General features: G+C 73.6%; 20 protein-coding genes. 12 read left to right on the top strand and 8 right to left on the bottom strand.

The window, feature by feature from the left end; genetic code table 11:
• Window positions 1–41 precede the first annotated feature (41 nt).
• The 7 genes from BLV02_RS35000 to BLV02_RS09245 are packed head-to-tail and all read left to right on the top strand — an operon-like array spanning window position 42 to window position 10,883.
• A complete protein-coding gene (locus BLV02_RS35000) occupies window positions 42–1,112 on the top strand; it encodes a LacI family DNA-binding transcriptional regulator (RefSeq protein ID WP_171906709.1) in 1,071 nt (356 codons plus the stop codon).
• Window positions 1,109–2,371, top strand: a complete 1,263-nt coding sequence (locus BLV02_RS09270) for an ABC transporter substrate-binding protein (RefSeq protein ID WP_069110791.1) — start codon at window positions 1,109–1,111, stop codon at window positions 2,369–2,371. The genes BLV02_RS35000 and BLV02_RS09270 overlap by 4 nt, the downstream gene beginning before the upstream one ends.
• Window positions 2,371–3,348, top strand: a complete 978-nt coding sequence (locus BLV02_RS09265; RefSeq protein ID WP_069110792.1) for a carbohydrate ABC transporter permease — start codon at window positions 2,371–2,373, stop codon at window positions 3,346–3,348. Before BLV02_RS09270 ends, BLV02_RS09265 begins: the two co-directional genes overlap by 1 nt.
• Complete coding sequence (locus BLV02_RS09260) at window positions 3,338–4,198, top strand: carbohydrate ABC transporter permease (protein WP_216094136.1); 861 nt, start codon at window positions 3,338–3,340, stop codon at window positions 4,196–4,198. Before BLV02_RS09265 ends, BLV02_RS09260 begins: the two co-directional genes overlap by 11 nt.
• Window positions 4,195–5,529 (top strand): family 1 glycosylhydrolase, encoded by a 1,335-nt coding sequence (locus BLV02_RS09255; protein ID WP_069110793.1) that lies wholly within the window; start codon window positions 4,195–4,197, stop codon window positions 5,527–5,529. The genes BLV02_RS09260 and BLV02_RS09255 overlap by 4 nt, the downstream gene beginning before the upstream one ends.
• Entirely contained in the window at window positions 5,526–6,959 is a 1,434-nt protein-coding gene (locus BLV02_RS37130; protein WP_074946251.1) for a glycoside hydrolase family 43 protein, read from the top strand. The genes BLV02_RS09255 and BLV02_RS37130 overlap by 4 nt, the downstream gene beginning before the upstream one ends.
• 9 nt (window positions 6,960–6,968) lie before the next feature.
• Window positions 6,969–10,883 (top strand): carboxypeptidase regulatory-like domain-containing protein, encoded by a 3,915-nt coding sequence (locus tag BLV02_RS09245; RefSeq protein WP_069110795.1) that lies wholly within the window; start codon window positions 6,969–6,971, stop codon window positions 10,881–10,883.
• Window positions 10,884–10,909: 26 nt separating this feature from the next.
• Here the strand turns inward: BLV02_RS09245 and BLV02_RS09240 are convergent, their stop codons facing one another.
• Entirely contained in the window at window positions 10,910–12,004 is a 1,095-nt protein-coding gene (locus BLV02_RS09240; RefSeq protein WP_069110796.1) for an ABC transporter substrate-binding protein, read from the bottom strand.
• A gap of 128 nt (window positions 12,005–12,132) precedes the next feature.
• On the opposite strand from BLV02_RS09240, the gene BLV02_RS09235 reads away from it, so the two are divergent.
• Window positions 12,133–12,912: an MBL fold metallo-hydrolase gene (locus BLV02_RS09235; RefSeq protein ID WP_069110797.1), complete on the top strand. Its 780-nt coding sequence runs from the start codon at window positions 12,133–12,135 to the stop codon at window positions 12,910–12,912.
• Window positions 12,913–13,307: 395 nt separating this feature from the next.
• Here BLV02_RS09235 and BLV02_RS09230 read toward each other — a convergent pair whose 3' ends face one another.
• The 4 genes from BLV02_RS09230 to BLV02_RS09215 all read right to left on the bottom strand — a co-directional run bounded on the left by BLV02_RS09230 (window position 13,308) and on the right by BLV02_RS09215 (window position 20,127).
• Window positions 13,308–16,310 (bottom strand): glycine--tRNA ligase, encoded by a 3,003-nt coding sequence (locus BLV02_RS09230; protein ID WP_069111123.1) that lies wholly within the window; start codon window positions 16,308–16,310, stop codon window positions 13,308–13,310.
• An 18-nt stretch (window positions 16,311–16,328) separates the two neighbouring features.
• Window positions 16,329–17,153 (bottom strand): methyltransferase domain-containing protein, encoded by an 825-nt coding sequence (locus BLV02_RS09225; protein ID WP_069110798.1) that lies wholly within the window; start codon window positions 17,151–17,153, stop codon window positions 16,329–16,331.
• Between the two features lie 63 nt (window positions 17,154–17,216).
• Window positions 17,217–18,062: a ScoMcrA-related endonuclease gene (locus BLV02_RS37125; RefSeq protein WP_216094139.1), complete on the bottom strand. Its 846-nt coding sequence runs from the start codon at window positions 18,060–18,062 to the stop codon at window positions 17,217–17,219.
• Between the two features lie 103 nt (window positions 18,063–18,165).
• Window positions 18,166–20,127 carry a M64 family metallopeptidase gene (locus BLV02_RS09215; RefSeq protein ID WP_069110799.1) on the bottom strand — a complete coding sequence of 654 codons (1,962 nt, stop codon included), beginning with the start codon at window positions 20,125–20,127 and terminating at the stop codon, window positions 18,166–18,168.
• 134 nt (window positions 20,128–20,261) lie between these two features.
• On the opposite strand from BLV02_RS09215, the gene yaaA reads away from it, so the two are divergent.
• The 3 genes from yaaA to BLV02_RS09200 all read left to right on the top strand — a co-directional run bounded on the left by yaaA (window position 20,262) and on the right by BLV02_RS09200 (window position 23,033).
• Window positions 20,262–21,059, top strand: a complete 798-nt coding sequence (gene yaaA, locus BLV02_RS09210; RefSeq protein WP_069110800.1) for a peroxide stress protein YaaA — start codon at window positions 20,262–20,264, stop codon at window positions 21,057–21,059.
• A gap of 97 nt (window positions 21,060–21,156) precedes the next feature.
• Entirely contained in the window at window positions 21,157–21,903 is a 747-nt protein-coding gene (locus BLV02_RS09205; RefSeq protein ID WP_069110801.1) for a hypothetical protein, read from the top strand.
• Complete coding sequence (locus BLV02_RS09200) at window positions 21,900–23,033, top strand: helix-turn-helix domain-containing protein (RefSeq protein ID WP_069110802.1); 1,134 nt, start codon at window positions 21,900–21,902, stop codon at window positions 23,031–23,033. Before BLV02_RS09205 ends, BLV02_RS09200 begins: the two co-directional genes overlap by 4 nt.
• Here the strand turns inward: BLV02_RS09200 and BLV02_RS09195 are convergent, their stop codons facing one another.
• From BLV02_RS09195 to BLV02_RS09185, 3 genes are read right to left on the bottom strand one after another with little or no spacing between them, the layout of a single operon-like run.
• Window positions 23,034–24,101: a histidine phosphatase family protein gene (locus BLV02_RS09195; protein ID WP_069110803.1), complete on the bottom strand. Its 1,068-nt coding sequence runs from the start codon at window positions 24,099–24,101 to the stop codon at window positions 23,034–23,036.
• The gene (locus BLV02_RS09190; RefSeq protein ID WP_216094140.1) at window positions 24,098–24,817 is read right to left on the bottom strand and encodes a zinc ribbon domain-containing protein; all 720 of its coding nucleotides are present in this window, start codon (window positions 24,815–24,817) and stop codon (window positions 24,098–24,100) included. Before BLV02_RS09190 ends, BLV02_RS09195 begins: the two co-directional genes overlap by 4 nt.
• Window positions 24,818–24,830: 13 nt before the next feature.
• On the bottom strand, window positions 24,831–25,691 hold the full coding sequence (locus tag BLV02_RS09185) for a Nif3-like dinuclear metal center hexameric protein (protein ID WP_069110805.1): 861 nt from the start codon (window positions 25,689–25,691) through the stop codon (window positions 24,831–24,833).
• 187 nt (window positions 25,692–25,878) lie between these two features.
• On the opposite strand from BLV02_RS09185, the gene BLV02_RS09180 reads away from it, so the two are divergent.
• Window positions 25,879–26,223, top strand: a complete 345-nt coding sequence (locus BLV02_RS09180; RefSeq protein ID WP_069110806.1) for a hypothetical protein — start codon at window positions 25,879–25,881, stop codon at window positions 26,221–26,223.
• Window positions 26,224–26,342: the final 119 nt, after the last annotated feature.

Below are 26,342 nucleotides of genomic sequence, written 5' to 3'. Positions count from 1 at the left end.
GTGCTGGATCGTTACAGCAACCCGGACGAGGAGAACGTCAGGTGGCAGAACGACGCAGGACACCGGCCAGCACCACGCTCAAGGACGTGGCCGAGCGGGTGGGTGTCTCGGTGTCCGCCGTCTCCATGGCGCTGCAGGACCATCCGCGCATCGGCGACGAGACGAAGCGCCGGGTGCGGCAGGCCGCCGACGACCTCGGGTACGTGACGAACTCCGCGGCCCGGGCGCTGCGGGCGAGCAAGGCCGACGCCGTCGCGCTGATCGTGCCGAACACCAGCCAGCACGTCTTCGGCCACGCGTACTTCATGCACGTCCTGACCGGGGTCACGGCCGTCGCCAACCGGCACGACGCCCAGGTGGTCATCTCGACCAGCCCGGACGAGTCGCACGGGAAGGTCGCCTACGACCGCGTCCTGCGCTCCGGCTCGGTCGACGGCGCCATCGTCACGAGCGCCGCGGTCACCGACGACGGCATCCAGCGGCTGGTCGCCGACGGCATGCCGGTCGTGCTGCTGGGCCGCTTCCCGTACCTGCCCGACGCCGTCAGCGTCGGCATCGACGACGTGCAGGCCTCGGGCGCGGCGACCGAGCACCTCATCGAGGTCCACGGCCGGCGCGACCTCGTGCACCTCAGCGGCCCGCTGGACCACCAGAGCGCCATCGACCGCCGCGACGGCTTCCTCGCCGCCGCGCGGCGGCACGGCATCGACGCGCACGTCGTCGAGGGCGACTTCAGCGAGGAGTCCGGGTCGGCCGCCGGGCCCGCCATCGAGGCCCTGCCCGACGTCGACGGCGTCGTCGCCGCCAACGACGAGATGGCGTTCGGCGCGATGCGCCACCTGCTCGGCCGCGGCCGCCGGGTGCCTGAGGAGATCGCGGTGATCGGGTTCGACGACTTCGGTCTGAGCCGCGTCACCACGCCGTCGATCAGCACGGTGCACGTTCCCGCGGAGCGGATGGCCACCCAGGCCACCGACCGCCTGTTCGACCTCATCGGCGGCGCGCGGGTCGCCGCCGCCGATGCGCACACCGTTCAACCAGTCGAGATCGTCGCCCGGCAGTCATGCGGCTGCGAGCCGATGACCTGGGCGCAAGGAGGGGGCAAGCCATGAGGACGACACGAGCAGCGTTGCTCGCGGTGGGAGCGGCGGCGGCCGTCACGCTGGCGGGTTGCGGCGGATCGGGCGACGACGACGGCTCCGGCTCGGCCGAGGGGCCGGTCGAGCTGACCATGTGGACCGGCTTCACCGGCGGCGACCGCGCCGCCTACGAGGAGCTGATCGACACGTTCAACGCGACGCACGACGACATCCAGGTGACGATGGAGGTGCAGCCGTGGGACACCATCGCCCAGAAGCTGCCGTCGGCCTGGGGCACGGGTCAGGGTCCTGACCTCGCGACGCCCAGCTTCGACCCGAACGTCCTCGGCCGTTACCTCGAGACCGACTCGCTGCTCGAGCTCGACGCGATCGGCGACGGCGAGACCGAGATCAACGCCGACCAGTTGGCGCCGGCCGCCATCGACGCGTTCACCGTCGACGGCGCGCTCTACGCCGTCCCCGCCAACGTCGCCACCCTGCAGCTCTACTACAACAAGGCGCTGTTCGCGGCGGCCGGCATCGACGCGCCGCCGGCGACCGTCGACGACTTCCGCGACGTCGCCCAGCAGCTCAGCGCCGACGGCGTGTACGGCCTGTCGCTGGCCGAGCGCGAGACGATCCAGATGTGGCCGATCCTGCAGTGGCTGGACGGCGCCGACATCGTCGGCGACGACCACTGCTCGGTCCTGGACAGCCCGGAGAGCGTCGAGAGCCTGTCCACCTGGGCCCAGCTGGTCATCGACGGCGTGGCGCCGGTCGGGCTGACGGGCGCCGAGTCCGACGCGCTGTTCAGCGCCGGCGAGGCGGCCATGCAGCTGAACGGCCCGTGGGCCGCGGCCGGCTACACCGAGGCCGGCATCGACCTGGGCGTGGCGCCGGTGCCCACGGGCGTCGACGGCGACGTGACGCTGGCGTCGACGGTCCCGCTCGCCGTGTCCGCGGACACCGACCACCCGGACGAGGCGCAGCAGTTCCTCGCCTGGTGGACCGGCGCCACGGCGCAGAAGCAGTTCGCGCTGGCCAGCGGCTTCCCGCCGGTCCGCACCGACCTCGCCGACGACCCCGAGCTGACGGCGAACGAGGTGGTGTCCGCGTTCGCCGCGGCGCTGCCGAGCGCCCGCCTCTACCTGCAGGGCGTCCCCAACGCGACCGAGGTCGACGCGGAGGCGTACGTGCCGCTGATCGGCGAGATCACCCGTGGTGAGGACGTCGCGGGCGCGGCCGCGGCGGCGTCGGACCGGATCGACGCGATCACCGGCTGCCAGGGCTGATGTCGACGACGTCCACCGCCTCGGCGGGCGGGGCGGAGGGCGCCGCCCGCCGAGGTGGCTCCGCGCAGCAGGACCGCGCGGCGCCACCGGAGCGGGCACCGCGGCCACGCCGGCCGGTGCGCTGGCAGCCGGCCTGGCTGTTCATGGCGCCCAGCCTGCTGATCATCGCGGTCTTCATCGCGTACCCGATCGTCGAGTCGTTCCGCTACAGCCTGCACGACTGGAAGGTGGGCGCCGACAGCCAGGAGTGGCTCGGCTTCGGCAACTACACCGAGCTGTTCGGCGACGAGCGGTTCTGGAACGCGCTGCGGGTCACGTCGATCTTCGCCGTGGTCAGCGTCGTCCTGCAGCTGCTGCTCGGGTACGCGGCGGCGGCCGCGCTGCAGCGCGACGGCTGGTTCAACCGGGTGGTCCGCTCGGCCTTCTTCTTCCCGACGGTGGTCGCGCTGGCGGTCATCGGGCTGGTCTGGCGGTTCCTGCTCGACCCGCAGATCGGGCTGGTCAGCGGGCTGATCGAACGGTTCGGCGGCGACCCCGTCGGCTGGCTGCAGGACCCGGCGCTGGCGCTGCCGACCGTCATCTTCGTCAGCGTCTGGAAGAACGCCGGCTTCACCATGATCATCCTGCTGGCCGGGCTCAAGGGCGTCCCCGGGCAGCTCTACGAGGCGGCCCGCCTCGACGGCGCCACCGGCTGGCAGCTGACCCGACACGTGACGCTGCCGAGCATCCGCCCGACGCTGCTGTTCGCGACCATGATCCTGACCATCAACTCACTGCAGGTGTTCGATCTCGTGTACGTGATGACCAACGGCGGGCCGCTGTTCGCCACAGACACCCTCGTCACCATGATGTTCCGCGAAGGCTTCGAGAACTTCCGGCTCGGCTACGCCTCGGCCATCGCGTGGGTCCTGTTCGTCCTGATCCTGCTGCTGTCCGCGCTGCAGCTGAAGCTGTTCAGGTACCGCGATGTCGACTGACGTGCGGACGGCGCCCCGGACGGCGGCGCGGGCGGCGAGCGGCCTGCGGGCGTCGCTGAAGTGGATCCTGCTCGGCGTCGGGCTGGTGTTCGCGCTGGTCCCGTTCGTCTGGATGGTGACCGGCTCGTTCCGCACCGAGGCCGACCTGTTCGCGGCGCCGGCCAGCCTGTGGCCGCAGCAGTGGAGCCTGCACGGCTACCGCGGCATCTGGGAGGAGTTGCCGTTCCTGCGGCTGATCGTCAACAGCTTCGTGTTCGCCGGCGTCACGACCCTGCTGTGCCTGCTGTTCGACTCGATGTGCGCCTACGCGCTGGCGCGCATCCGGTTCCGCGGGTCGACGGTGTGCTTCTGGCTGGTGATCGCCACGCTGATGGTCCCGTTCCAGGTGACGCTCATCCCGGTGTTCGTGGAACTGTTCCACCTCGGCTGGCTGGACACCTACCAGGGGCTCATCCTCCCCCGGGCCACCAGCGCGTTCGGCATCTTCATGCTCCGTCAGTTCTTCATCTCGATCCCGCGGGAGCTGGACGAGGCCGCGCGCATCGACGGAGCGGGCCACCTGCGCATCTACGCGCGGATCATCCTGCCGCTGGCCAAGCCGGCGCTGGCGACGCTGGCCGTCCTGCACTTCATGAACCTCTGGAACGACCTGCTCTGGCCGCTGATCGTCACGAGCTCGACCGACATGCGCACGCTCCCCGCCGGGCTGACGCTGTTCGGCGGCCAGCACGTCATCGACCACGCGGTGCTGCTGGCAGGGGCGACGATCTCGCTGCTGCCGCTGGCCATCGCCTTCTTCCTGGCGCAACGGTACTTCGTGGCCGGCGTCGCGACGACGGGACTCAAATGACCACTCGGCCACCGTTCGCCCCGGGATCGCTCACCTGGGCGGTGGGCATCGAGGACACCTGCGTCTACCCGCCGGACGGGACGCCGCCGCTCGACGAGCACGCCCTGACCGGCCACGACGAGGTCTGGCGCGACGACCTCGCGCTGGCGGGCAAGCTGGGCGCCACCGCGGTGCGCTACGGCGTCAGCTGGCCGCTCGCGCATCCCGCGCCCGGGACGTTCGACTGGGACCGGCTGGACGCGGTCGCCGAGTACGCCGTCGATCACCTGGGTCTGACGCTGGTGGCCGATCTCGTGCACTACGGCACGCCGCGGTGGCTGCCCGGGTCGTTCGCCGACCCGCGCTACCCCGACGCCGTCGCGGAGTTCGCCGGGGCGCTCGCCGAGCGCTACGCCGGCCGGATCACGCACTTCACGCCGCTCAACGAGCCGGTCACGACGGCGTCGTTCTGCGGGCTGCGCGGCATCTGGCCGCCCCGGCGGACCGGCTGGGACGGGTGGACGGCGGTGGCGGTGCCGATCGCGGCCGGCATCGCGCGGGCCGCCCGCGCGATCCGGGCCGCCCAGCCGCGGGCCCGCATCGTCCACGTCGAGGCGGCCACGCAGGTGCGGACGGACGAGCCGGCGCTGCGCGAGCACGCCCGGTTCCTGGCCGCCATCGGCTGGCTGCCCACCGACCTCGCCCTCGGCCGCGTCACGGGTGAGCATCCGATGCGCGGCTGGCTGCTGGAGCACGGCGCCGACCCGGGCCTGCTCGACCGCCTCGTCGCCGAGCCCGCCCACGTGGACCTCATGGGCGTCAACTACTACCCCGACCTCACGCCGCGCGCCCTCACGACCGCGGGCGGCGACGTCCTGCAGGTCGCGCACGATCGCGGGGCGCTCGGCCTGCGGGAGGCGCTGCTCGGCTTCCGCGAGCGCTACGGACTGCCGCTCGTCCTCACCGAGACCAGCGTGGAGGGCGACGACGAGCGGCGCGAGGCGTGGCTGACGGAGTCCGTCGCGGAGGTGCGACGCCTGCGAGCGGAGGGCCTGGACGTGCGCGGCTACACCTGGTGGCCGCTGCTCGACTTCGTCGACTGGTCGTGGGCCGCGGGCGGCGCCAACGTCGAGGAGTTCGCCGTCGCCCGCACCGCCGACGACGGCTCCGTCGACATCGGCCCGGCGCCGCCGCTGGGTGACCCGTCCGCCGGGAAGACACCGTTCCTGCGCCGGATGGGGCTGGTGCGGCTGCGCGAGGACGGCGACGGCCGGCTCGAGCGGCAGCCGACCCGGGTGGCGGACGGGTACGCGGCGCACGCGCAGCGGCTGCCCGAGGAGGACGCGCGATGATGCCGCCGGCCTACCCCGCCTACTTCGCCGACCCGTTCGTCCTGGCGATCCCCGGCGGCTACGCCGCCTACGGCACCACGCCCGCCGCGTCGCACCGCGGCGACGCCGTCTTCGAGTCGCTCTGGTCGCCCGACCTGCGCGGCTGGGAGCCGCGCGGTCCGGTGCTGCGCCGTCCCGGCGGCGGCCTGGGCGACGAGTTCTGGGCGCCGGAGGTGGCGCATGCCGGCGGCGCCTACTGGCTGTACTACTCGGTCGGGCACGGCATCGACGGGCACCACCTGCGCGTGGCCCGCTCGGACTCGCCGTTCGGCCCGTTCGACGACGTGGGCGTGTCGCTCACGCCGGGCGAGCGGTTCGCCATCGATGCGCATCCATACCGCGACCGCGACGGCCGGTGGTACCTGTTCTTCGCCCGCGACGTCCTCGACGCCGACCGGCCCGGCACGCATCTCGCGGTCGCACCCTTGGACGGGATGACCGCCCTCGCCGCGGAGCCCGCCGAGGTGCTCGCGCCGAACGCGGACTGGCAGCTCTACGAGCGCGGCCGGTCGATGTACGGCCGCCGGTTCGACTGGCACACGCTCGAGGGCCCCGCGGTGGCCTTCCGCGGTGGCCGGTACTGGCTGACGTACTCCGGCGGCGCCTGGACCGGGCCCGGCTACGCCGTCGCCTGGGCGGTCGCCGACCACCCGCTCGGCCCGTGGCGGCACGCGCCGGACGGCACACCGCCGCTGCTGGCCACCCGGCCCGGCCGGCTGCTCGGACCCGGCCACAACTCGCTGGTCACCGCGCCCGACGGTCGCGACGCGATCGCCTTCCACGCATGGGACTCCGCCCACCGCGTCCGCCAGCTGCACGTCCATCACCTGACCTGGTCCACCACCGGCCCGCGGGTCGGCCCGCCGCTGACCGCCACCGGCCCGCGCGTCGGCCCGCCCCTGGCAGCTCACCACCCACGCGCCAGCACGCCACCAGCCAGCAACAGCCCGCGCGCCGGCGGGCCGCTGACCGCCACCGGCCCGAACGCCAGCGCACCGCCGGCCACCGACAGCTCTAGCGTCGGCGCGCCGCTGACTGCCACCGGCCCGAACTCCAGCACACCCCTGGCCACTCACCACCCACGCGCCAGCGCACCGCCAGCCACCGAAAGCCCGAACGCCGGCGGCCCACCAGCCACCAACAGCCCGAACGCCGGCGGCCCACCAGCCGCCGATGGCCTGGGCGCCGGCGCGCCGCTGACCGCCACCGGCTCGGGCGCCAGCTCGCCCCTGGCCACTCACCACCTTCGCGCCGGCGGGCCGCTGACCGCCAACGACCCGGACGCCGGCCCACCGCCGGCCGCCGTCCGGCCCGACGTCGCGACCACTGTCCCCGCCCAGCCCCGGCACCAGGAAAGGAGTCCCGCTCAAACGATTCAGCACGACGACTGAGGAGCCCGCATGAGAAGATCCAGAGCGGCCATCGCCCAGCTCGCCCTGGCCGCCTCGCTCGCGACCGCGCTGACGGTCACCGACCCCGAACCCGCCCACGCGGCCGACGCGACCATCGCCGTCGACGCCACCGCGTACCAGGGCGTCATCCAGCCCAGCGTCGTCGGCCAGATGGCCGAGTGGGCCTACGACCAGATGAACGGCGCCTGGGCGCAGCGATTACGGTCCCGGTCGTTCGAGACCGAGACCGTCGACGCCGGGCGCAGCCCCCTGTACGACGCGTTCTCCGGCAGCCAGCTCGACCGGTCCCGCTGGACGCCGCTGAGCCTGGACGGCGCGCCCGCCGGCACGGCGACGGTGTCCGGCGGCACCCTGACGCTCACCTCGGCGACGCCCGGCCGCTGGGGCGTGATGTCCGGCGACCTCGGCGAGACCCGCTACGCCAGCACCGTCGTCGAGACCCGCATCACGTCGCTGACCGGCACCAACGCCATCCTCAGCATGTACGGCGGCAGCGGCGCGGGCGACTTCACGAAGTTCGTCGAGTTCGCGATCGAGGGCGGCCAGCTCAAGGTGTTCGCCGACGGCCTGGCCCCGTGGACCGGCCCGGCCGCCACCGTGCCGGCGACGCTGCGGGTGGAGGTCTCCCCCGCCGCCGGGTCGTCGCGCGACCTGAGGTTCTTCTACAACGGCACCCAGGTGCACACGATCTCCGGCTACACACTGCTGCCGGAGCGGTTCCGCGCGTTCCTCTACGGCTACTCCGGCAGCATCGGCGTCGACCACCTGACCGTCACCCACGACGACACCTTCGACGGGTTCGGCGGGACGGCGCTGTCCCCGCGGTGGACGCCGACCCTGCTGGCCGGGAGCTCGCCGGGCACCGTCACCGTCGGGTCGGGACGGGTCCAGCTCACCGGCACCGCGAACTCGCGCTACGCGCTGCTGTCGGAGCCGATCCGCAACAGCGCCGTCGACTGGACCACGATCAATGCTCGGCTCAATGCTGTCACTGGCGTCAATGGGTTGATCAACATTTACGGTGGCTCCGGGGCCGGGGACTTCACCCGGTTCGTGGAGTTCGGTGTGGAGGGCGGCGTGGCCCGCGTCTTCGCGCCCGGCGGCTACACCTGGACCGGCGGCGCCGTCAGCCTGCCGGCCACGCTGTCGGTGCAGGTCAGCCCCTACTACGCGAACGGTCGCAGCTTCCGGTTCTACGTCAACGGCACGAAGGTGCACGAGCTGTGGAACCGCCGCGACGTGCCGGTCGGCGACTTCCGCGTCGGCCTCTACGGGTTCGGCACGTCCACCACCCAGTGGGACCGCGTCGGCGTCGACACCGTGCACATGTGGGACCAGTACGCACCGCACTTCGAAGGCGGGCCGGGCCTGAGCGTGGAGTGGACGCCGGTCTCGCTGGCCGGCGGCTGGGGCAGCGCCAGCCAGGGCAACAGCCAACTCACCGTCAACGGCGCCGCCAACAGCCGGTACGGCGTGCTGTCGCAGCGGCTGGAGGAGAGCGACCTCTACGACTACACGATCGAGGCCAAGCTCGACTCCGTCACCGGCACCAACGCGCTGCTCGACGTCTACGCCGGGTCGGGCCGCGGCGACTTCACGAAGTTCGTCGAGTTCGGGATCGAGGCCGGCGTCCTCAAGGTGTTCGGCGACGGCGTGCCGACCTGGACCGGGCCCGCCGCCACGACGCCGGCGCTGCTGCGGGTCGAGGTCAGCCGGTGGAAGCCGGGCGGGCGCGACTTCTCCTTCTACTACAACGACCGCCTCGTGCACCGGCTCGAAGGCGTCAGCGTCATCGGGCAGCAGGAGTACCAGGTCTTCGCCTACGGCTTCGGCGGCTCGACCACCAAGTGGGACTACATCACGTGGTGGCGCGATCCGGCCTGGTCCGAGGACGGCCACACCGACCGCGCCGCGTACCGCCACGTGGCCGGCGCGTACAACGGGCAGTACGCCCAGCAGGTGGAGGTCACCCAGCACACGTCGGGACGCAAGGGCATCGCGCAGGGCGACGTCCAGGTCTCGGCCGGCAAGGCGTACGAGTTGAGCGTCTGGCTGAAACAGAGCGGCCTCAGCGCACCCGTCACCGTCTACCTCGGCCCGGACTCGGGCGACGGGCCCGCGTACACGCCGTACGCCGCGGCGACGATCTCCGGCGTCACCGGAAGCTGGGCCAAGTACACGGTGACCCTGACGCCGTCCACCACCGACGCCCAGGCGAAGCTGTTCATCGGCACCGGCGGCACCGGGACGCTGACCGTCGACATGCCCAGCCTGATGCCGCTGGATCCGTCCGAGGTGGTGCACGGCGGCTGGCGGCCCGAGTTCGTCGAGAAGGTCGACGCGCTGAAACCGGTGATGATCCGCTGGCCGGGCGGCATCATCGCCGACTCGTACACCTGGTCCGACGGTGTCGGCGCACGCGACCAGCGCGCACCCATGTACTTCGCGCAGTGGGACGCCCAGTGGATGACGAACGACGTCGGCACCGACGAGATCCTCGGCCTGGCCGAGGCGCTGGGACTCGAGGTCGTGCTCAACGTCAACTGGGGCCAGGGCACCCCCGCGGCGGCGGCCGACTGGGTCGAGTACGCGAACGGCTCGACCGCCACCCCGCAGGGCGCCCAGCGGGCCGCGAACGGCCGGGCGGCGCCCTGGGACGTCGATCTGTGGGAGATCGGCAACGAGGTCTGGGGCTGGTGGACGCCGGGCAGCACGAACGCCGCCACCTACGCGGCCAGCCTCAACCAGTTCCGCGACGCGATGGTGGCCAAGGACGCCGGCATCGAGGTGATCGGCGAGGGCGGTGACGGCAACAGCACCGACCAGAGCTGGAACACCACCGTGATCCAGTCGTCCGGGTCGAGGCTGGACCACCTGGCCGTGCACTACTACAGCCCGCAGCCGCTGCCGCAGAACTACAACAGCGCGGACGTGTACGCGGCCAGCGTCGGCGCCGCGGCGACCATCGGGGACCGGCTGGCGGCCAGCGGCAACACGATCCTGGCCAACACCCAGCGCGACATCAAGCTGGCGGTGATGGAGCACGCGGCCATGTACTTCAACGAGGAGCACCGGCGCACCCGGACCCTCGAAGGCGGACTCGCGGAGGCCGGGATCCTCAACCTGCTGATGCGCCGTCCCGACCTCAACGAGGTGAACGCGGCGTCCACGCTGGTGAACTTCTGGGACGGCGGCTCGTTCCGGGTCGGCGCGCGGGGCGCCTTCGTCACCCCGGCCTACGAGGTGCAGCGGCTGGTCGGCAACCACCACGGCCCGCTGCTGGTGCGCTCGCAGGTGAGCTCGGCCAGCTACAACGCGCCGGCCGTGGGCAACCTGCCGGCGCGGGCGAACGTGCCGTACCTGGACGTCACGACGACCCGGTCGGCCGACGGACGGAAGCTCTACGTGTCCGTGCTGAACCGGCACCCGTCGCAGGCGATCGCCACCAACGTCACCATCGCCAACGCCGGGGCGATCGGCGCGACCGCCACCGCGCGCACCGTCAACTCGGCCGGGTATCTCGACCAGAACACCTGGCTGAACCCGACGACGGTGCAGGCCACGACCACCACGACCGGCGCCGGGAGTGCGTTCGCGTACTCCTTCCCGGCGCACAGCTACACGGTCCTGACCATCGACACCAACGCCGCGGCGGTGACGCTGCCGGCGGTGACCGGCCGCGTCACGACGGCTGCGGGCGCGGCGATCAGCGGCGCCACGGTCCAGCTCGGCGGCGGGGCGAGCACGACGACCAACGCCGACGGCTACTTCCTCATCCCGGGCGTGACGCCGGGTGCCTATTCGGTGACCGTCAGCAAGAGCGGCTTCACCACGTACACCCGGACGGATGTGGAGGTGAGCCAGACCGGGGCGACGACGCTGCCGATCAGGCTGACGCCCTGATCCGCAGTGGGCGGTGCGGCCTGCGGCTAGGCCGCGCCGCCCACCGTCTCGGCCAGTTGCGGCACCAGCTGCTCCAGCGCGTACGGCAGGCTGAGCACCGTCGACCACGTCAGCGCGCCGGACACCAGCGGGTCCTCGATGAACAGCACGCCGTCGTCCTGCACGACCTGCAGCTGGTCGTACAGCGGCTTGGCCTCGACCTGCTCGCGCAGCCCCGGCTCGTGGCCGATGTTCCAGACCAGCAGGTCGCGGTCGAGCTGGGTCATCAGCTCGTCGCTGACGGGCGCGCCGTCGAGGTCGCCGGCCAGCGCCGCGAGGTCGTCCGGCAACACGAAGCCGAGCTGCGTCATGAAGACGGTGCGCGGGTCGGTGGCGCTGCGAACGAACGACGAGCCGGGCTCGAACAGCTCGGCGACGGCCATCTCGACGCCCGCGAACGCGGGGTTCGCCGCGGCGGCGTCGGCGAACTGCCGGTCGACCTCGGCGATCAGCTCCTCCGCGCGGTCGCCCTGGCCGAGGATCCGGCCGACCATGCGGGTCGTCTCCTGCCACGGCATGCCGTACTCGGGGTAGTCCGGCGACGACGCGACGGTCGGCGCGATGACCGAGAGCGTGTCGTACTCCTCCTGCGTCATGCCGGTGTAGAGGCCGATGATGAGGTCCGGCTCCAGCTCGGCGAGGGTCTCGTAGTCGAAGTCCTGCATGCCGGTGAAGGCGCCCTCGTTGAGCACGACCGGCTCGGCATCGCCCAGCTCGTCCTGCGCCCACGGCCAGGTGGCGTGCGGGTGGTCGCCGTACCAGTCGGTGACGGCGATCGGCGCGACGCCGAAGGCCAGCACGGCGTCCTGGTCGCTGAAGCCGAGCGTGACCACGCGCTCCGGCGCCTCGGTCAGCTCGGTCGTGCCGTAGCGGTGATCGACGGAGGCGGGGAACTCCCCGCTTCCGGCGTCGGCGCCGTCGTCGGCGTCGTCCGGCTCGTCGGTGGCGGCGCTGTCGCCGTTGCCGCTGGCGCCGTTGCCGTTGGCGCCGTCGTCGTTGTCGTCCCCGCCGCAGGCGGCGAGGAGCAGGAGCGGGACGGTCAGGACGACGGCGAGCCGGCGGCCCGCGACACGAAGCGACATGAGGGCAAGGATAGGCTGGCCTTATTCGGGACCTGTGGGCGGGTCCTCGCGGGCGCCCATCCGCCGCACGGCTGGGTGCCGTCGGCGCGGTGTCGGGCTCGCCGCGGCGACCCGCTACCGTCGGGCGCATGACCGGCCTCGTCGCGGTGACCCGGAACGTCCTCGTCGCCACGCACGAGTTCTGCACCAGCACGACCACGGTCGTCACCGGCGGCGACGGCGACTGCCTCGTCGTCGACCCGGGGGTCACGCCGGCGGAGCTGGACCAGCTCGCCGCTGACCTGGCCGCCCGCCGGCTGCACGTCGCCGCCGGGTTCGCGACGCACCCGCATTGGGATCACGTGCTGTGGAGCCGGTCGCTCGGCGCCGGCGTCCCCCGCTTCGCCACCGCCGCCTGCGTCGTGGCCGCGGCGGACGGGCGGGGCCGCGACCTGGCGCTCGCCAAGGTGGACGCGCCCGGGACGGACGGCGAGCTGTTCGCCCAGCTCACGCCGCTCCTGTCCGGCGGGCCGGGCATCGTCCCGTGGGAGGGGCCGCGGGTCGGCGTCGTCGCACACGGGGCGCACGCGCCGGGACACGCCGCGCTGCTCGCCGACGGCGTGCTGGTGGCCGGGGACATGTGCTCGGACCTGGAGGTGCCGCTGCTGGACCTCGACGCCGCCGACCCGCTCGGCGACTACCACTACGCGCTCGACGGGTTCGACGCGCTGGTCCCCGACGTTCGCTTCGTCGTGCCCGGCCACGGCCACGTCGGCGACAACGCGGAGCTGCGCCGACGCCTGGCCGCCGACCGCCGCTACCTGACCGACCTCGCCGCCGGTCGCGGCGACGACGACCCGCGGCTCACCACCGACTGGCTGGTCCGCGATCACCGTGCTCAGCGCGCCGCCCTCGGGCGGCCCGCTTGAACCTACGCGGTGCCGGCGTGCCGCGCGAGAGCACGGACGGCGCGACGCGGTGCGCCGCGAATGGCGAGCAGGCCGGGTGTGCGCCGGCTGACAGCCACCGGTGCCTGTGCGCCGCGTGCAACCAGCGAAGCTGGTGCGTCGCGGGTGACGAGCGGGCCCCCGGAGTGCGCCGGCTGACTGCCACCGGTGCCCGTGCGCCGCGTGGTAGGTATGACCCGCCCCTCTAGGGAGGGTGCCCACCCTACGGGCGGGCACCGACAACGTCCGCCGACGCCGAACGCTCACGCCAAACGCCGGCGCCGGCGCCAGCGCCGAGCCCAGCGCCCCACGCGCATCTCACCCGAACCCGGCGCCGCGCGCGAAGCCTCAGCCGAGCCCGGCGCCGAACGCGGACGTCAGCCGAGGGCGGTGTCGAGCGCGGCCCAGTCGACGGTGCGGGGGCTGTGGGCGCTGACGGTCGCCAGCAGACCCAGCCGGGAGGAGCGGACGGCGGGGTCGTCGGCCATGACGAGGATGTCGTCGAAGAACGCGTTGACCGGGTCGACCAGCGCGCCGGCGGCGTCGGCGAACTCGGCGACCGGGCGGCCGGACCGGTCGCCCAGAGCCGAGACGGCCTCGACGAGGCGTTGTTCGGCCGGCTCGGTCAGGACGGCGGGGTCGTAGGACGCCTCGGTGCCGGCCGGGACGATGCGGTTGATCCGCTGCAACGCCGCCACCAGGGCGCGGAACGACGCGTCGTCCCCGCGCGAGCGCAGCGCCGACAGCGTCGCGACCGCCTGGCCGGGGGCGTCGGCACCGGGCAGGACGGCGGTGACGAAGTCGGCCGGGACCTCTTCGTCGCGCAGCTGCTGGGCGAACCGGGCGACCACGAACTCGTGCGCCGCCGCGACCGCGGAGTCGGACACCTCGATGCCCTGGGTGCGCAGCCGGTCGGCCGCGACCGCCAGGCCGCCGTCGACCGTCACGCCCGACAGCGCCGGCGTCTCACGCAGGATGCGCACGACACCGAGCGCGGCGCGGCGCAGGCCGAACGGGTCGGAGCTGCCGGTCGGCTTGGCGCCGAGCGCGAACATCGCCATGAGCAGGTCGAACCGGTCGGCCAGCGCGAGGACGGCGCCCGGCGTCGACGACGGCAGCGCGTCGGCCGTCGACCGCGGCAGCTCCATCTCGAACAGCGCCTGCCCGACGGCCGGGGTCTCGCCCGCGCGGACGGCGTACTCGCGCGCCATGACGCCGGCCAGGCTGGACAGCTCGACCACCATCTGCGACGACAGGTCGAACTTGGCCAGCGCGGCGGCCCGCTCGAGCGCCTCGGCGTCGCCTGAGGACAGCTCGACGCCCTTGGCGAGGTCGGCGGCGATGGTCTCGATGCGGGCGGCCCGCTCGGCCATCGAGCCGAGCTTCTCCTCGAACGTCAGCTTGGTGAGGCCGGCCTTGAACTGGTCGAGCGGCACCTCGAGGTCGGCCCGCCAGAAGAACGCGGCGTCCTCGTACCGGGCCCGCAGCACCGCCTCGTTGCCCGCCCGCACCGCGTCGGCGTCGCACGCACCGTTGGCGACCGCGACGAAGTGCGGCAGCAGCGCGCCGTCGGCCGACCGGACCGGCAGGTAGCGCTGGTGCTTGCGCATGACGGTGGTGAGGATCTGCTCGGGCAGCTCGAGATACCGGGTGTCGAACCCGCCGAGCAGCGCGTTGGGCTCTTCGACCAGGTTCGTGATCTCGTCGATCAGCCCGGCCTCGGCCTCGGTGTCGACGACGCCGCCGACGGTCGCGGCCAGCGCGGACGCGGCGTCGACGACGGCGGCACGACGGACCGCGGGGTCGGCGACGATGCCGTGCCCGGCCAGGAACTCGAGGTACCCGGCGGCCGACGGCACCGCGACGACGGGCTCGGCCGCGGTGCGGTGCACCCGGGTGGAACGGCCACTGACCAGCGCCGACACCCGCACCGGGACGACGGCGTCGCCGAGCAGCGCGGTGAGCCAGCGGATGGGCCGGGCGAAGGACAGCGCGGGGTCGCTCCACCGCATGTTCTTCTCCGACCGCAGCTCCGACACGACGTCGGCGAGCAGCGACGACAGCACCTCGACGGCGCCGCGGCCGGTGTCGACGACGCGGACGACGACATGCTGGTTGCCGCCGAAGTCGGCGGTCTCGAGGTCGTCGACGTCGACGTTCTGGCCGCGGGCGAAGCCGAGCAGCGCCTTCGTCGGGTTGCCGTCGGCGTCGTAGGCGGCCTGGACGCGGGGGCCGCGGACGGTGCGGTCGGCGTCGGGCTCGCGCGGCTCGACGGCGGCGACCTGGACGACGATGCGCCGCGGCGTTCCGACGACGTCGATCGAGCCGTGCCCGAGGCGGGTGGCGGCCAGCTTGGCGGCGACGGCCGAGCGGACGGCGTCGACGGTGTTGGTGACCTCGTGCGGCGGCATCTCCTCGGTGCCGATCTCGAACAGCAGCGGCGCCGGACCGGCGAGGTCGGCCTGCGGGAGGTCGGGCAGCAGCGGCTCGGCGTCGTCGTCGTCGCGACCCGGCCGGGACACCAGGCCCAGCGGGTGGCCGAGCTCCTCGCGGCGGGCCGTCCACAGCGACGACACCTCGCGGGCCAGGCCGCGCATGCGCGCGAACGCCTTCGCCCGCTCCGTCGTGCTGATGGCGCCGCGCGCGTCGAGCACGTTGAAGGTGTGCGAGCACTTGAGCACGTAGACGTGCGCCGGGACCGGCAGCCGCTCGGCGATCATCCGCTCGGCCTCGGCCGCATAGGTGTCGAACAGCGCGCGGTTGGCCTCGATGTCGGCGTCGTCGAGGTAGTAGCGCGACATCTCGTACTCGGCCTGGCCGAACGCCTCGCCGTAGGAGATGCCGGGCGCGTACTCGATGTCCTTGAAGTGGCTGACGCCCTGCAGCGCCATGATGATGCGCTCGATGCCGTAGGTGATCTCGACGCTGACGGGATCGAGGGTCTGCCCGCCGGCCTGCTGGAAATAGGTGAACTGGGTGATCTCGAGGCCGTCGAGCCACACCTCCCAGCCCAGCCCCCACGCGCCGAGGGCGGGCGAGGCCCAGTTGTCCTCGACGAAGCGGATGTCATGAGCGTGGATGTCGATGCCCAGCGCCTCGAGGCTGGCGAGGTAGATCTCCTGCGGGTCACCCGGATCGGGCTTGAGGATGACCTGGAACTGGGTGTGCGTCTGCAGGCGGTTCGGGTTCTCGCCGTACCGGGCGTCGTCGGGCCGGACACTGGGCTCGGCGTACGCGACGTGCCAGGGCTCCGGACCCAGCACCCGGAGGATGGTGGCGGGATTCATCGTTCCGGCACCGACCTCGGTGTTGAACGGCTGCACCATGAGGCAGCCACGGTCGGTCCAGTACTTCGTCAGCGCCAGCAGCGCGTCCTGCATCGTGAGCACCGGGAAAGCCTAGTGGTGCGAGGCCGATGGCACGAACTCGAACCCGATGACCCGGGCCAGGATTTCGCCGTGCGGAACGACGAACCAGCCGTCGTCGTGACCGGCCCACTCGCGCCACGCGGCGGCCAGCCGCCCGAGGTCCGACGTCGTCGCCAGGCCGCGCGCGACGGCCTGGTCCGCGAACGCCGACGACGTGACGCGGTCGGCCCACAGGCCGCCCCACCACGCGCGGTCCTCCGGCGTGCTGAAGCACCAGACGCTCGCCGTCGCCGTGACGTCGGCCAGCCCGGCCTCGTGCGCCCACGCGAGCAGCCGCCGGCCGGCGTCGGGCTCGCCGCCGTTGCCGAGCGCCAGCGTGCGGTACAGCTCCAGCCACTCGGACAGGCCGGGCAGCCGCGGGTACCAGAACATGCCGGCGTAGTCGGAGTCGCGCGCCGCCACGACGCCGCCGGGCCGCGTCGTGCGGGCCAGCTGGCGCAGGACGGCGACGGGGTCGGCCACGTGCTGCAACAACTGGTGTGCGTGGACGACGTCGAAGCTCGCGTCGTCGAACGACAGCGCGGCGGCGTCGGCGGTGCGGAACTCGACCGCGGCGGCGCCCTCCTGGGCCGCCGCCCGCGCGATGACCTCGTCCGACGCGTCCGCCCCGACCACCCGGCCGGGCGCCACCAGCCCCGCCAGCTCCACCGTGATCGTCCCCGGCCCGCACCCCACGTCCAGCACGTCCAGCCCGGGTCGCAGGTGGTCGCGGAGGTACGCCGCGGAGTTCGCGACCGTGCGCCAGGTGTGCGAGCGCAGGACGCTCTCGTGGTGGCCGTGCGTGTACGTCGCCATGCCGCCACCGTAAGAACCTCCGGCCGCCGCTGTCAGCCGGGTTCGCACGATGGACGGCCGGGATCAGCCGCAGGTGTCGCAGATTCCGGTGACCGGGAGCTGCATGTGGCAGGTCGGGCAGGTGGCGACCTCGCGGTGGACGGGTTCGGCTCGCCTCGTCCGCGCGCGGGTGGCGGCCAGCCGCGGGGTCAGGGCCGGGACGCCGCCGTCGGCGGGCAGGTCGGGAGCCCCGAAACGCCGGTGGCAGGCGAGCCGCTCGCGCGCCGCGTGGTCGTCGGGATCGTCCGGTGTCAGGCCGTAGGCCCGTCCCACCGCCGTCGCGTATCCCGTACCGACACTGCCCTGGGCGTTGACGCACAGCGAGGACAGCAGCGGCTCATCGCGGTGGGAGCACTCATCGGCCACCCGGCCGAGCACGTCGCCGATCCAGTGCTGCAGGAGCTGCCGGGTCCGGATGCCGGTGCCCGACTGCACCTCGGCCGCGAGTTCCTTGTAGGTGACGACACCGTGATACCGCCGGGCGGCATCGAGCAGGACGTCGCGAGCCACCGCCGCCCACGCGTCGCGAGCCACCTCGGCGCCGACCTCGGATGCCTCGCGCCACGCGCCGCCGACCACGGGCGCATCGTCGCCAGGCTCGCTGACCTCGAACCCGAGCGCCCGCAGCACCTTCGCCGCGCCGCTCCGGCCGCCGGAGAACTCCGCCGACCGCGCGGCGACGCCCGTGGCATACTTCTGCGCCACCCCGAGGACCGCCTTCGAGTCGTATGCCCTGCCGTCGTGCCAGAGCACGTAGTCGCGAGCCCGGCCGAATCCGTAAGCGGCGAGGAAATCGTCGGCGCCGCGCTCGTCGTACTCCGCGAGCGCCTGGAGCACGTGATCGCGCGAGACCGCGTCGAAGTCCGGCATGGCGCCGACGCTACGAGGAACGCCGGACACTACCGGCGCGGAGCGGTGAAACGGGCGGGCGCCCCGCACGTCAGGGGCGCCCGCCCGGGTCTTCGGCCGGACCTCAGTCGGGGACGATCGCGCCCGGCGGCAGTGCGACCGCGCCGTTCGTGTCGGTGACCGTCACGGTGAAGGTCTTCGGCGCGCTGATGTTGCCGGCGGCGTCGATGGCCCGGTACTGGATCTCGTGGCGGCCGTAGCCGGGCTCGAAGTCCGGGTAGGACTGCTCGAACGGCGCCTTGGTGACGCCGCCGCTGCCGAGGTTGCCGTACGCGATCTCCTTGATGACGGTGCCGGCCGGGGTGAACCGGTACGGCGTGCCCTCGGGCGCGTCCGGCCAGCCGTGGTAGTTGAACCAGCCGTCGCCGTCGAGCTGGAACTCGATGACGACGTAGCCGTCCTGGTCGTCGGTGGCGGCGAGGCCCATCTCGAACCATTCGCGGAACACGTAGTGCGGCGGGCGGACCCGGGTGCCGGGCACGACGGAGACCGGGTCGGACAGCTCGAACGTCACCGAGGGGGCGACGTTGTCGACGGTCCAGGTGAGGGTCTGGGTCGCGGCGGACGGCACGGCCGGGTCGGACACCGTCGCCGTCAGCTCGTACGTGCCGGACGCCAGCCCCAGCGCCCCGAGGTCGAGGTTGCGCAGGTTGTCCGGGTTCGGCAGCACGCTGCCGTTCAGCCGCCACGTGACGTCGAGGACGCGGTCGCGCGGGTGGGTGGTCTCGACGTAGACGACGTCCTGGCCGCCGACGGGGCGGGTGGTGGCGGTCGAGGAGGTGAACTCGACGTCGGCCGGGGCGGGCGGCTCTTCGACGATCGTCCACTCGCGGGTCTGGGTGAGCGAGCCGCCGTCCGCGACGGCCGGGTCGCGGACGTCCGCGGTGTCGTCGGAGACGGTGACGGAGACGGTGTCGCCGACGCCCACGCCGTGCGCCTCGAGGTCGAAGTTGCGGCTGTTGCCGGTGCCCTCGACGACGGCGCCGTTGACCGACCAGGTGACGGTCAGCTCGTGGTACAGCGGGTGCATCGTCTCGACCCAGATGACGTCCTCGGGGAACACCGGCTCGTCGGTCGGGGTCGACTCCAGCGCCAGCTGGGCGACGTCGCGGCGGCCGGAGATCTTCTCGATCATCCGCTCGCGGCCGATCTGGTCGAAGTGGTAGCCGATCCAGCGCATGATCGAGTGCTCGCTGGGCCGCCAGATGCCCGACGCGCGGGTCTGGCCGCTCTCGTACCGGCCGATGACGCCGCCGGACAGCGACTCCTCGCCCAGCCAGCGGTACCACTTGACCTGCTGGTCCTGCATCTGCTGCTCGGTGAGGATCGTGTGGTGGATCGACGACGGCTCGCCGCCGGTGTAGGGCGCGCCGGGCACGTTGCGGGTGCTGTACGGGTACTCGTCCTGCAGGTTGCCCAGCGAGTGACCCAGCTCGTGCGGGCTGACCAGCGGGCCCTGCGGCGCCGACCCGGTCGTGGTGGCGTTGCGGCCGCCGATGCCGCCATACGTGCTGGTGTTGGCGATGGTGAGCGTCTGCCGGTTCTGCGCCGTGACACCCGGGATCATCGACACGTACTGCTCCAGCGCCTGCTGGCCGCCGGTGCCGAACGTGACGCCGCGGGCGTTCGCGCCGGCCGGGCAGGTGCCGGCGTACTGCAGCTTCAGCGGCGTGTCACGGCGGACGTTGCCGTCGTCGGGGTCGCAGCTGATGCCGGACTCCCCCGACACGATCTCGATCATGTACACGTTGAAGTAGTCGCGGTAGCTGCGGAACGGCTCGATGCTCCACTGCACGTTCAGGTGCTTGTCGACGTCGTCGCGGAACTGCTGCATCTCCTCGGCGGTGTAGCCGTCGCCCAGGATGATGAGGTTCAGGCGGTCCTCCGGGTCGCCCGTCACCTGCAACGGCACCACCGTCGCCGAGCCGACCTCGTCCGACGCCGCGGCCGACGGCACCGCGCCGGTCAGCAACGCGCCCAACAGCCCGGCCGCTCCCACCGCGGCCGCGATCTTCCGTTTCACCATCGTCTGTCACCCCTCGCTCGTCGATCCCCCGCGAGGACGCTAGCCAGGTTGGATCCAAAGCTCACCGAGCAGATGACGGACGTTGCGTCACGGTCGTCCGTCGTCTGACGGAACTCGGCGGTTACGCTGCCGGAGTGCTGATCCTGCTGCCGCCGTCGGAGGGCAAGACCGCGCCGCGAGACGGCGCCGCCGCCGTCGATCTCGACGCGTTGTCGTTCCCGGAGCTGACCGGCGACCGCGTCGACCTGCTGGCCGCGCTGGTCCGGCTCTGCCGCACGGCGCCGGAGGCCGCGGCGACGGCGCTCGGGCTCGGCCCGACGCAGGCCGCTGACATCGAGCGCAACGCCGTCCTGCCGCAGGCGCCGGCCGCGCCGGCCCGCGAGGTGTACTCCGGCGTCCTGTACGACGCGCTCGGGCTGCGCACGCTGCGCGCCGGCACGGCCCGCCGGGCCGACGCGTCGGTGCTGATCACGAGCGGCCTGTGGGGACTGCTGCGGCCGTCTGACGTGATTCCGGCGTACCGGCTGGGCGGCGGCGTGAGCCTCCCCGGCGTCGGCCCGCTGGCCGCGTTCTGGCGCCGCCCGCTGGGCAAGAGCCTGCCCGCCGCGGCCGGCGACGAGCTGATCGTCGACCTGCGCTCCAGCACGTACGCCGGGTTCTGGCGCCCGCCCGCCGAGCTGGCCGCCCGCACCGTCGTCGTCAGGGTGCTGCACGAGCACGACGGCCGCCGCACCGTCGTCAGCCACCACAACAAGGCCACGAAGGGCCGCATCGTGCGCCGCCTGCTGCAGGACGGCGCCACCATCGCCACCCCGGCCCGGCTGGTGAAGGTCCTGACGCGGCTGGGCTGGACGGCGGAGCTGACCCCGCCGCCCAGCCCCGGCCGCCCGGCCACCGTCGACGTCGTGGTGACCGACGTGCCGACGTCCTAGACCTCGATCCCACTTGATTTCCGCGCAGCCGGGCCGCGATCCCACTGCATCGGCGCGCCTGCGACGGGCACACGCCCGGCCCTGCTTGACTCGGCGGATGGCCACCTGGGACCCGCATGCCACGCACCGTCTCGAGTCGATCGGCGCCGAGCTGCGCCGCAACGGCCTGGTCGACCTCGTGCGCGAGGCGATCACCGACGTCTGGCGGGCGAACCGGGCGCGGTACGAGCCCGACGAGCTGTTCGACGACTCCTTCACCCTCGGCGTGACGTCCACCAGGAACCTCGCGAACCGGGTCTACGCGTACGTGCGCGACGACGCCCGGTGGCGGGCCACTGGGGCGCACGCCGGGCGCGAGTACGGGACGACCGTCCTGCACGTGGGCGGCCTGGAGCTCCGGCTGGTCAAGGCGCGGTCGACCGCGGGCCGCCACCCCGACTTCGTCGCCGACTTCGACTGGCGCGACGGCGAGATGCGCCAGGCCGCGGCCGCGCGGAACCGTGCGGCGTACGGCCCCGCGGCCCGCGACCCGTTCATGGCGCCGCTGTTCGAGGTCGACCAGCCCGACGCCGCGACGGCCGTCCTGGGCTGCCGCGACGTGTTCCTCGCCTGGGGCGCCGACCTCCCGTCGGGGCTGACCGCGGGCTGGCTGGGCCTGCCGACGACGACGGCCAGCCGCTGGCTCGCGGTGACGCCGCTGTGGTGGGACGAAGCGGCCGGGGCCGAGCCCGCCGTCAACGGCGACCGGCGCACGACCGGCGACCGCCCGGCCTTCGGCGACCGGCCCGCCCCGGTGCCGGCCATCACCCTCAAGCCCGGCATCCAGGCAGGCCGGACGGCGTGACCTCCGAGCCCACGCTGCGCGCACGCCGGCGCCGGGCCAGCGGCACGGTCGTGGACTTCGACGGCCGGCGGCTCGCGCTCGCCCGGCGGCTGCGACGCCTGCTGCGCAGCGCGCTCGCGGACCGCACCAGCGTGAGCGCGGCCGCCATCACCCAGTTCGAGCGCGGGACGGCGCGTCCCACCAACGCGGTCGTGGCCGAGCTCGCCCTCGCGCTGGGCATGCCGGTCGACTTCTTCCGGCAGGGCCGCTCGGTCGAGCCCGTCCCCGCCAGCGCGGCCCACTTCCGGTCGCTGCGCGCCACCCCGGCGATCTCCCGTGAACAGGCCCTCGCCTTCGCCGAGATCTCCCTCGTCGTCATCGACCTCGTCGAGCAGTACGTCGACCTCCCGGCGGTCCCGCCGCTCGCCGAGCCGCTCGACGCCGAGCCCGAGCCCGGGCAGCTCGCCCGGCTGGCCGCCGAGACCCGGGCCGGACTGGGCGTCGGCCCGGGCCCGATCCCGCACATGGTCCGCCTGCTCGAAGCACACGGCATCGTCGTCCTCCGGCTGCCGCGCGAGGTCGACCACCGGGTCGACGCGTTCTCCACCGAGGCCGGCCACCGGCCGCTCGTCCTGCTCTCGCCCGCCAAGGACGACCGCGCCCGCAGCCGCTTCGACGCCGCCCACGAGCTCGCCCACCTCGTCATGCACCAGGACGTCGACCCCGGATCGAAGATCGTCGAGCGGCAGGCCGACACCTTCGCCTCCGAGTTCCTCGCGCCGTCCGAGCAGCTGGAGCCGGACCTCCCCCGCAAGGTCGACTGGGACGTGCTGGCACAGGCCAAGACGACCTGGGGTCTCAGCCTCGCGGCGCTCGTCTACCGCGCCCACCGGCTCGGGCTGTGGGGCGAGCACGCCTACCGCCGGGCGAACCAGCACCTCGCCGCCGTCGGGTACCCGGAGCCCGGCCCGCTCGGCCCGCCCGAGTCGCCCTACCTGCTCGGCGCGGCGATGGAACTGCTGGCCCAGGCCGGGACGTCCGCGGCCGACCTCGCCTCGGCCGGCCGGCTCCCGCTGCGGCAGATCGAGGAGATCGTCGCCGCCGGCAGCGAGACCAGGCCGCGGGTGTCGCTGCCGGTCGAGCCGCGCTGATCAGGGACGGTGACCGAACGACGGCACGGCGGTGCTGCCGTCGGCGTAGTACTGCAGCTCGGTGACCGAGCCGGGCGACGGCAGCAGCCGGAACAGCGACTCGGGCGGCGCGCCCAGCGCCAGCCGGGTGAGGGTGCGCATGGGGATGGAGTGCGTGACGACGACGACCGGCTGGCCCGGGTAGGCGGCCAGCAGAGCGTCGCGGGCGGCGCCGACCCGCAGCGCGACGTCGTCGAGGGACTCGCCGCCCGGCGGGGACGCCGTCGTGGCGCCGAACCAGTTCGACAGCGCGTCCGGGTGCCGGTCACCGATCTCGGCCAGCGTCAGGCCCTCCCACTCGCCGAAGTCGGCCTCGCGCCACTCGTCGTCGACCACCGGCGCGACACCGAGCCGCCGGCCGATGACGGCCGCGGTCTCGCGGGTGCGCACCATGGGCGAGGCGACGACGGCGACGGCGCCGCTGCCGCTGAGCAGCTCGGCCGCGCGGGCCGCCTGCTCGCGGCCGGTGTCGTCGAGGCTGGGGCCGGGCACGCCGCCGCCGCTGAACCGGCGCGCCGCCGTCAGCGACGTCTGGCCGTGCCGCACGACGTACAGGGTGGTGGGCGGCCCGAGGTCGGGGCTCCACGCGGTCAGCTTGACGACGGGCGCGGGGCCCGGCACCGGCTTGCCGTCGAGGGCGAGATTCACCAGGCGGTCGGCGTGGGCGTTCTCGGCCCGCGGCACCCAGGTGTAGGTGACCCGTCCGGGCGGGAAAACCCCGCCGGCCTCGGCGGCCAGCGAGCCCAGCTCGGCGTTCTTGATCTGCCAGCGGCCGGACAGCTGCTCGACGACGAGCTTGGAGTCGAGCCGGGCGGCCACGACGGCGCCGGGGTCGATGTCGTGGGCGGCGCGCAGCCCGGCCAGCAGCCCGCGGTACTCGGCGACGTTGTTCGTGGCGATGCCGATGGTCTCGGCCACCTCCGCCAGCACCTCGCCGGTGGCGGCGTCGCGGACGACGGCACCGTAGGCGGCGGGCCCCGGGTTGCCCCGCGACCCGCCGTCGGCCTCGACGACGAGCTGCCGCGTCACAGCCCCGACTCGGGCGTGCGGACCAGGATGCGCCGGCACTCCTCGTGCCGGACCACGACGTCGGGGGCGAGCCCGCGGATGCGCCCCAGCTCGGCGGCGTCGAGCTGGATCATGCAGCCCTCGCAGCGACGCTGGCGCAACGCAGCCGCGCCGATGCCGCCACGGTCGGCGCGGATCTTCTCGTACAGCGCCAGGAGGTCGTCGGTGATGCCGGCGGCGAGCGTCTGACGTTCGTCGCGCCCGGCCGCGGAGTCGTGGTCGAGCTGCGCCCACGCGGCGTCGCGGGCGGCCTGGACCTCCTGCGCCTTCTTGCCGACGCTCTCACGCTCGGCGGCCAGCGCGGCGGCCTCGTTCTGCGCCTCCTCGAGCCGCTCCATGATCTCGATCTCGGCGTCCTCGAGCACGCCCTGGCGGCGGTTGAGCGACACGATCTCGCTCTGCAGGCTCTCGAGCTCCTTCGCCGACGACACCTGGCCGGCGTCGAGCCGCTTCTGGTCGCGGTCCTTGCGCGAGCGGACCTGCTCGACCTCGGCGTCGGCGCGCTTCTGCTCGCGTTCGAGGTCGGCGACGGCGGTGCCGGCGACGACCTCGGCGTCGCGCAGCCGGCTGTGCTCGGCGGCGAGGGTCTCGAGCTCGGCGGCCTCGGGCAGCGTCCGGCGGCGATGGGCCAGCTGGTCGAGCCGTTGGTCGACCGCCTGGACGTCGAGCAGCCGCAACTGGACGGTGGGGTCAGCGTTCAGCGTGAGCTCCTTCGTCGGCGCCGGAATCCCTGGCGATTCGATGCAGTGTCCAGGGATCGGTCGGAGTGGTCGAGACGCGAGTCTCCACCGTAGCGCCTGCGCCCGACAACTCCGCCGTCAGCAGTGCCGCGGCGTCGGGCAGCCACGGCCACTCGCTGGCCCAGTGCGCGACGTCGACGAGCGCCGGGCCGCCGGCCTCGCCCGCCTCCGAGGACGGGTGGTGGCGCAGGTCCGCCGTCACGTACGCGTCGACCCCCGCGGCGCGGACGGTGCCGAGCAGGGAGTCGCCCGCGCCGCCGCACACCGCGACCCTCGCGACGACGGCGTCGGGGTCGCCCGTGGCGCGCACGCCGGCCGTCGTCACCGGGAGCGCCGCGGCGACCCGGCGGACGAACGCCGACAGCGGCTCCGGCCGCGGCAGCCTGCCGACGCGGCCCAGGCCGCGCGCAGGGTCGCCGTCGTCGGCGGGAACCAGCGGGCGGGTGTCGTGCAGGCCGAGCGCCGCCGCGAGGGCGTCGTTCACGCCCGGCGCGGCTCGGTCGGCGTTGGTGTGCGCGGTGTGCAGCGCGACGCCGCCGGCGATGAGCCGGTGCACCAGGCGCCCCTTCGGCGTCGTGGCCGGCACGCCGTGCACCGGGCGCAGGAACAGCGGATGGTGCGTGACGACGAGGTCGGCCCGCCACTGCAGCGCCTCGTCGACGACGGCGGCGACGGGGTCGACGGCGAACAGGACGCGCCGCACCTGCGCGTCGGGGTCGCCGCACACCAGCCCGACCGCGTCCCACGACTCGGCGAGCTCCGGCGGATACAGCCGCTCGAGGGCGGCGACGACAGCGGCGAGACGGACCACGTGCCCGACCCTATCGATCACCGCGGGGGCTCCGTCGAAGCGGACCCGTTCTCCGGTTGACGTCGCCGCGATCCCGGTGTGACGCTCTCCCCCAAGGGGGCACGGCACGCACGAGGAGGCTCGTCCCATCAGCACCCGACACCCCGCCGACGGCCACCACTGGTGCGTCGAGCACGACCCCAGCGGCGTGTGCCTCGGCGGCCTGCACGAGCTTCCCGGCGGGGGCGCCGCCTGGCTCGAGGGCGCCGCCCGGTCCGGGCCCGCCGAGGGCGTCGGCGCGGCTGTCGACGGCGTCGGCGCGGGTGTCGACGGCGTCGGCGCGGGTGTCGACGGCGTCGACGGGGCGGGCGTCGGCGCCGCAGGCGGCAGCGGCGCGGGCGTCGGCGGGGCGGGCGTCGGCGGGGCGGGCGTCGTGGTGGCGCTGGCCCGCACCCGTCCCGGCCGGCCGCCGCGGTTCACGGCCGCCCAGGCGCGCGAACTGGCCGCCACCCTCACGACGCTCGCCGACGAGTTGGACCCGTTGTCCACATGAGTCGAACGCCCGTTTGACAACCCCCTCCCACCACCACCTAAGATCATTCCCATAGCACCCCACCCCTCCCCCGAGGGCTGGTAGGGCTATCGAGCACGAGGCGCGGCATCCAGGCCGGA

The organism is Jiangella alba (assembly GCF_900106035.1).
In the GTDB taxonomy this organism is placed as follows: domain Bacteria; phylum Actinomycetota; class Actinomycetes; order Jiangellales; family Jiangellaceae; genus Jiangella; species Jiangella alba.
This window is presented reverse-complemented; position numbering and strand designations above follow the sequence as displayed.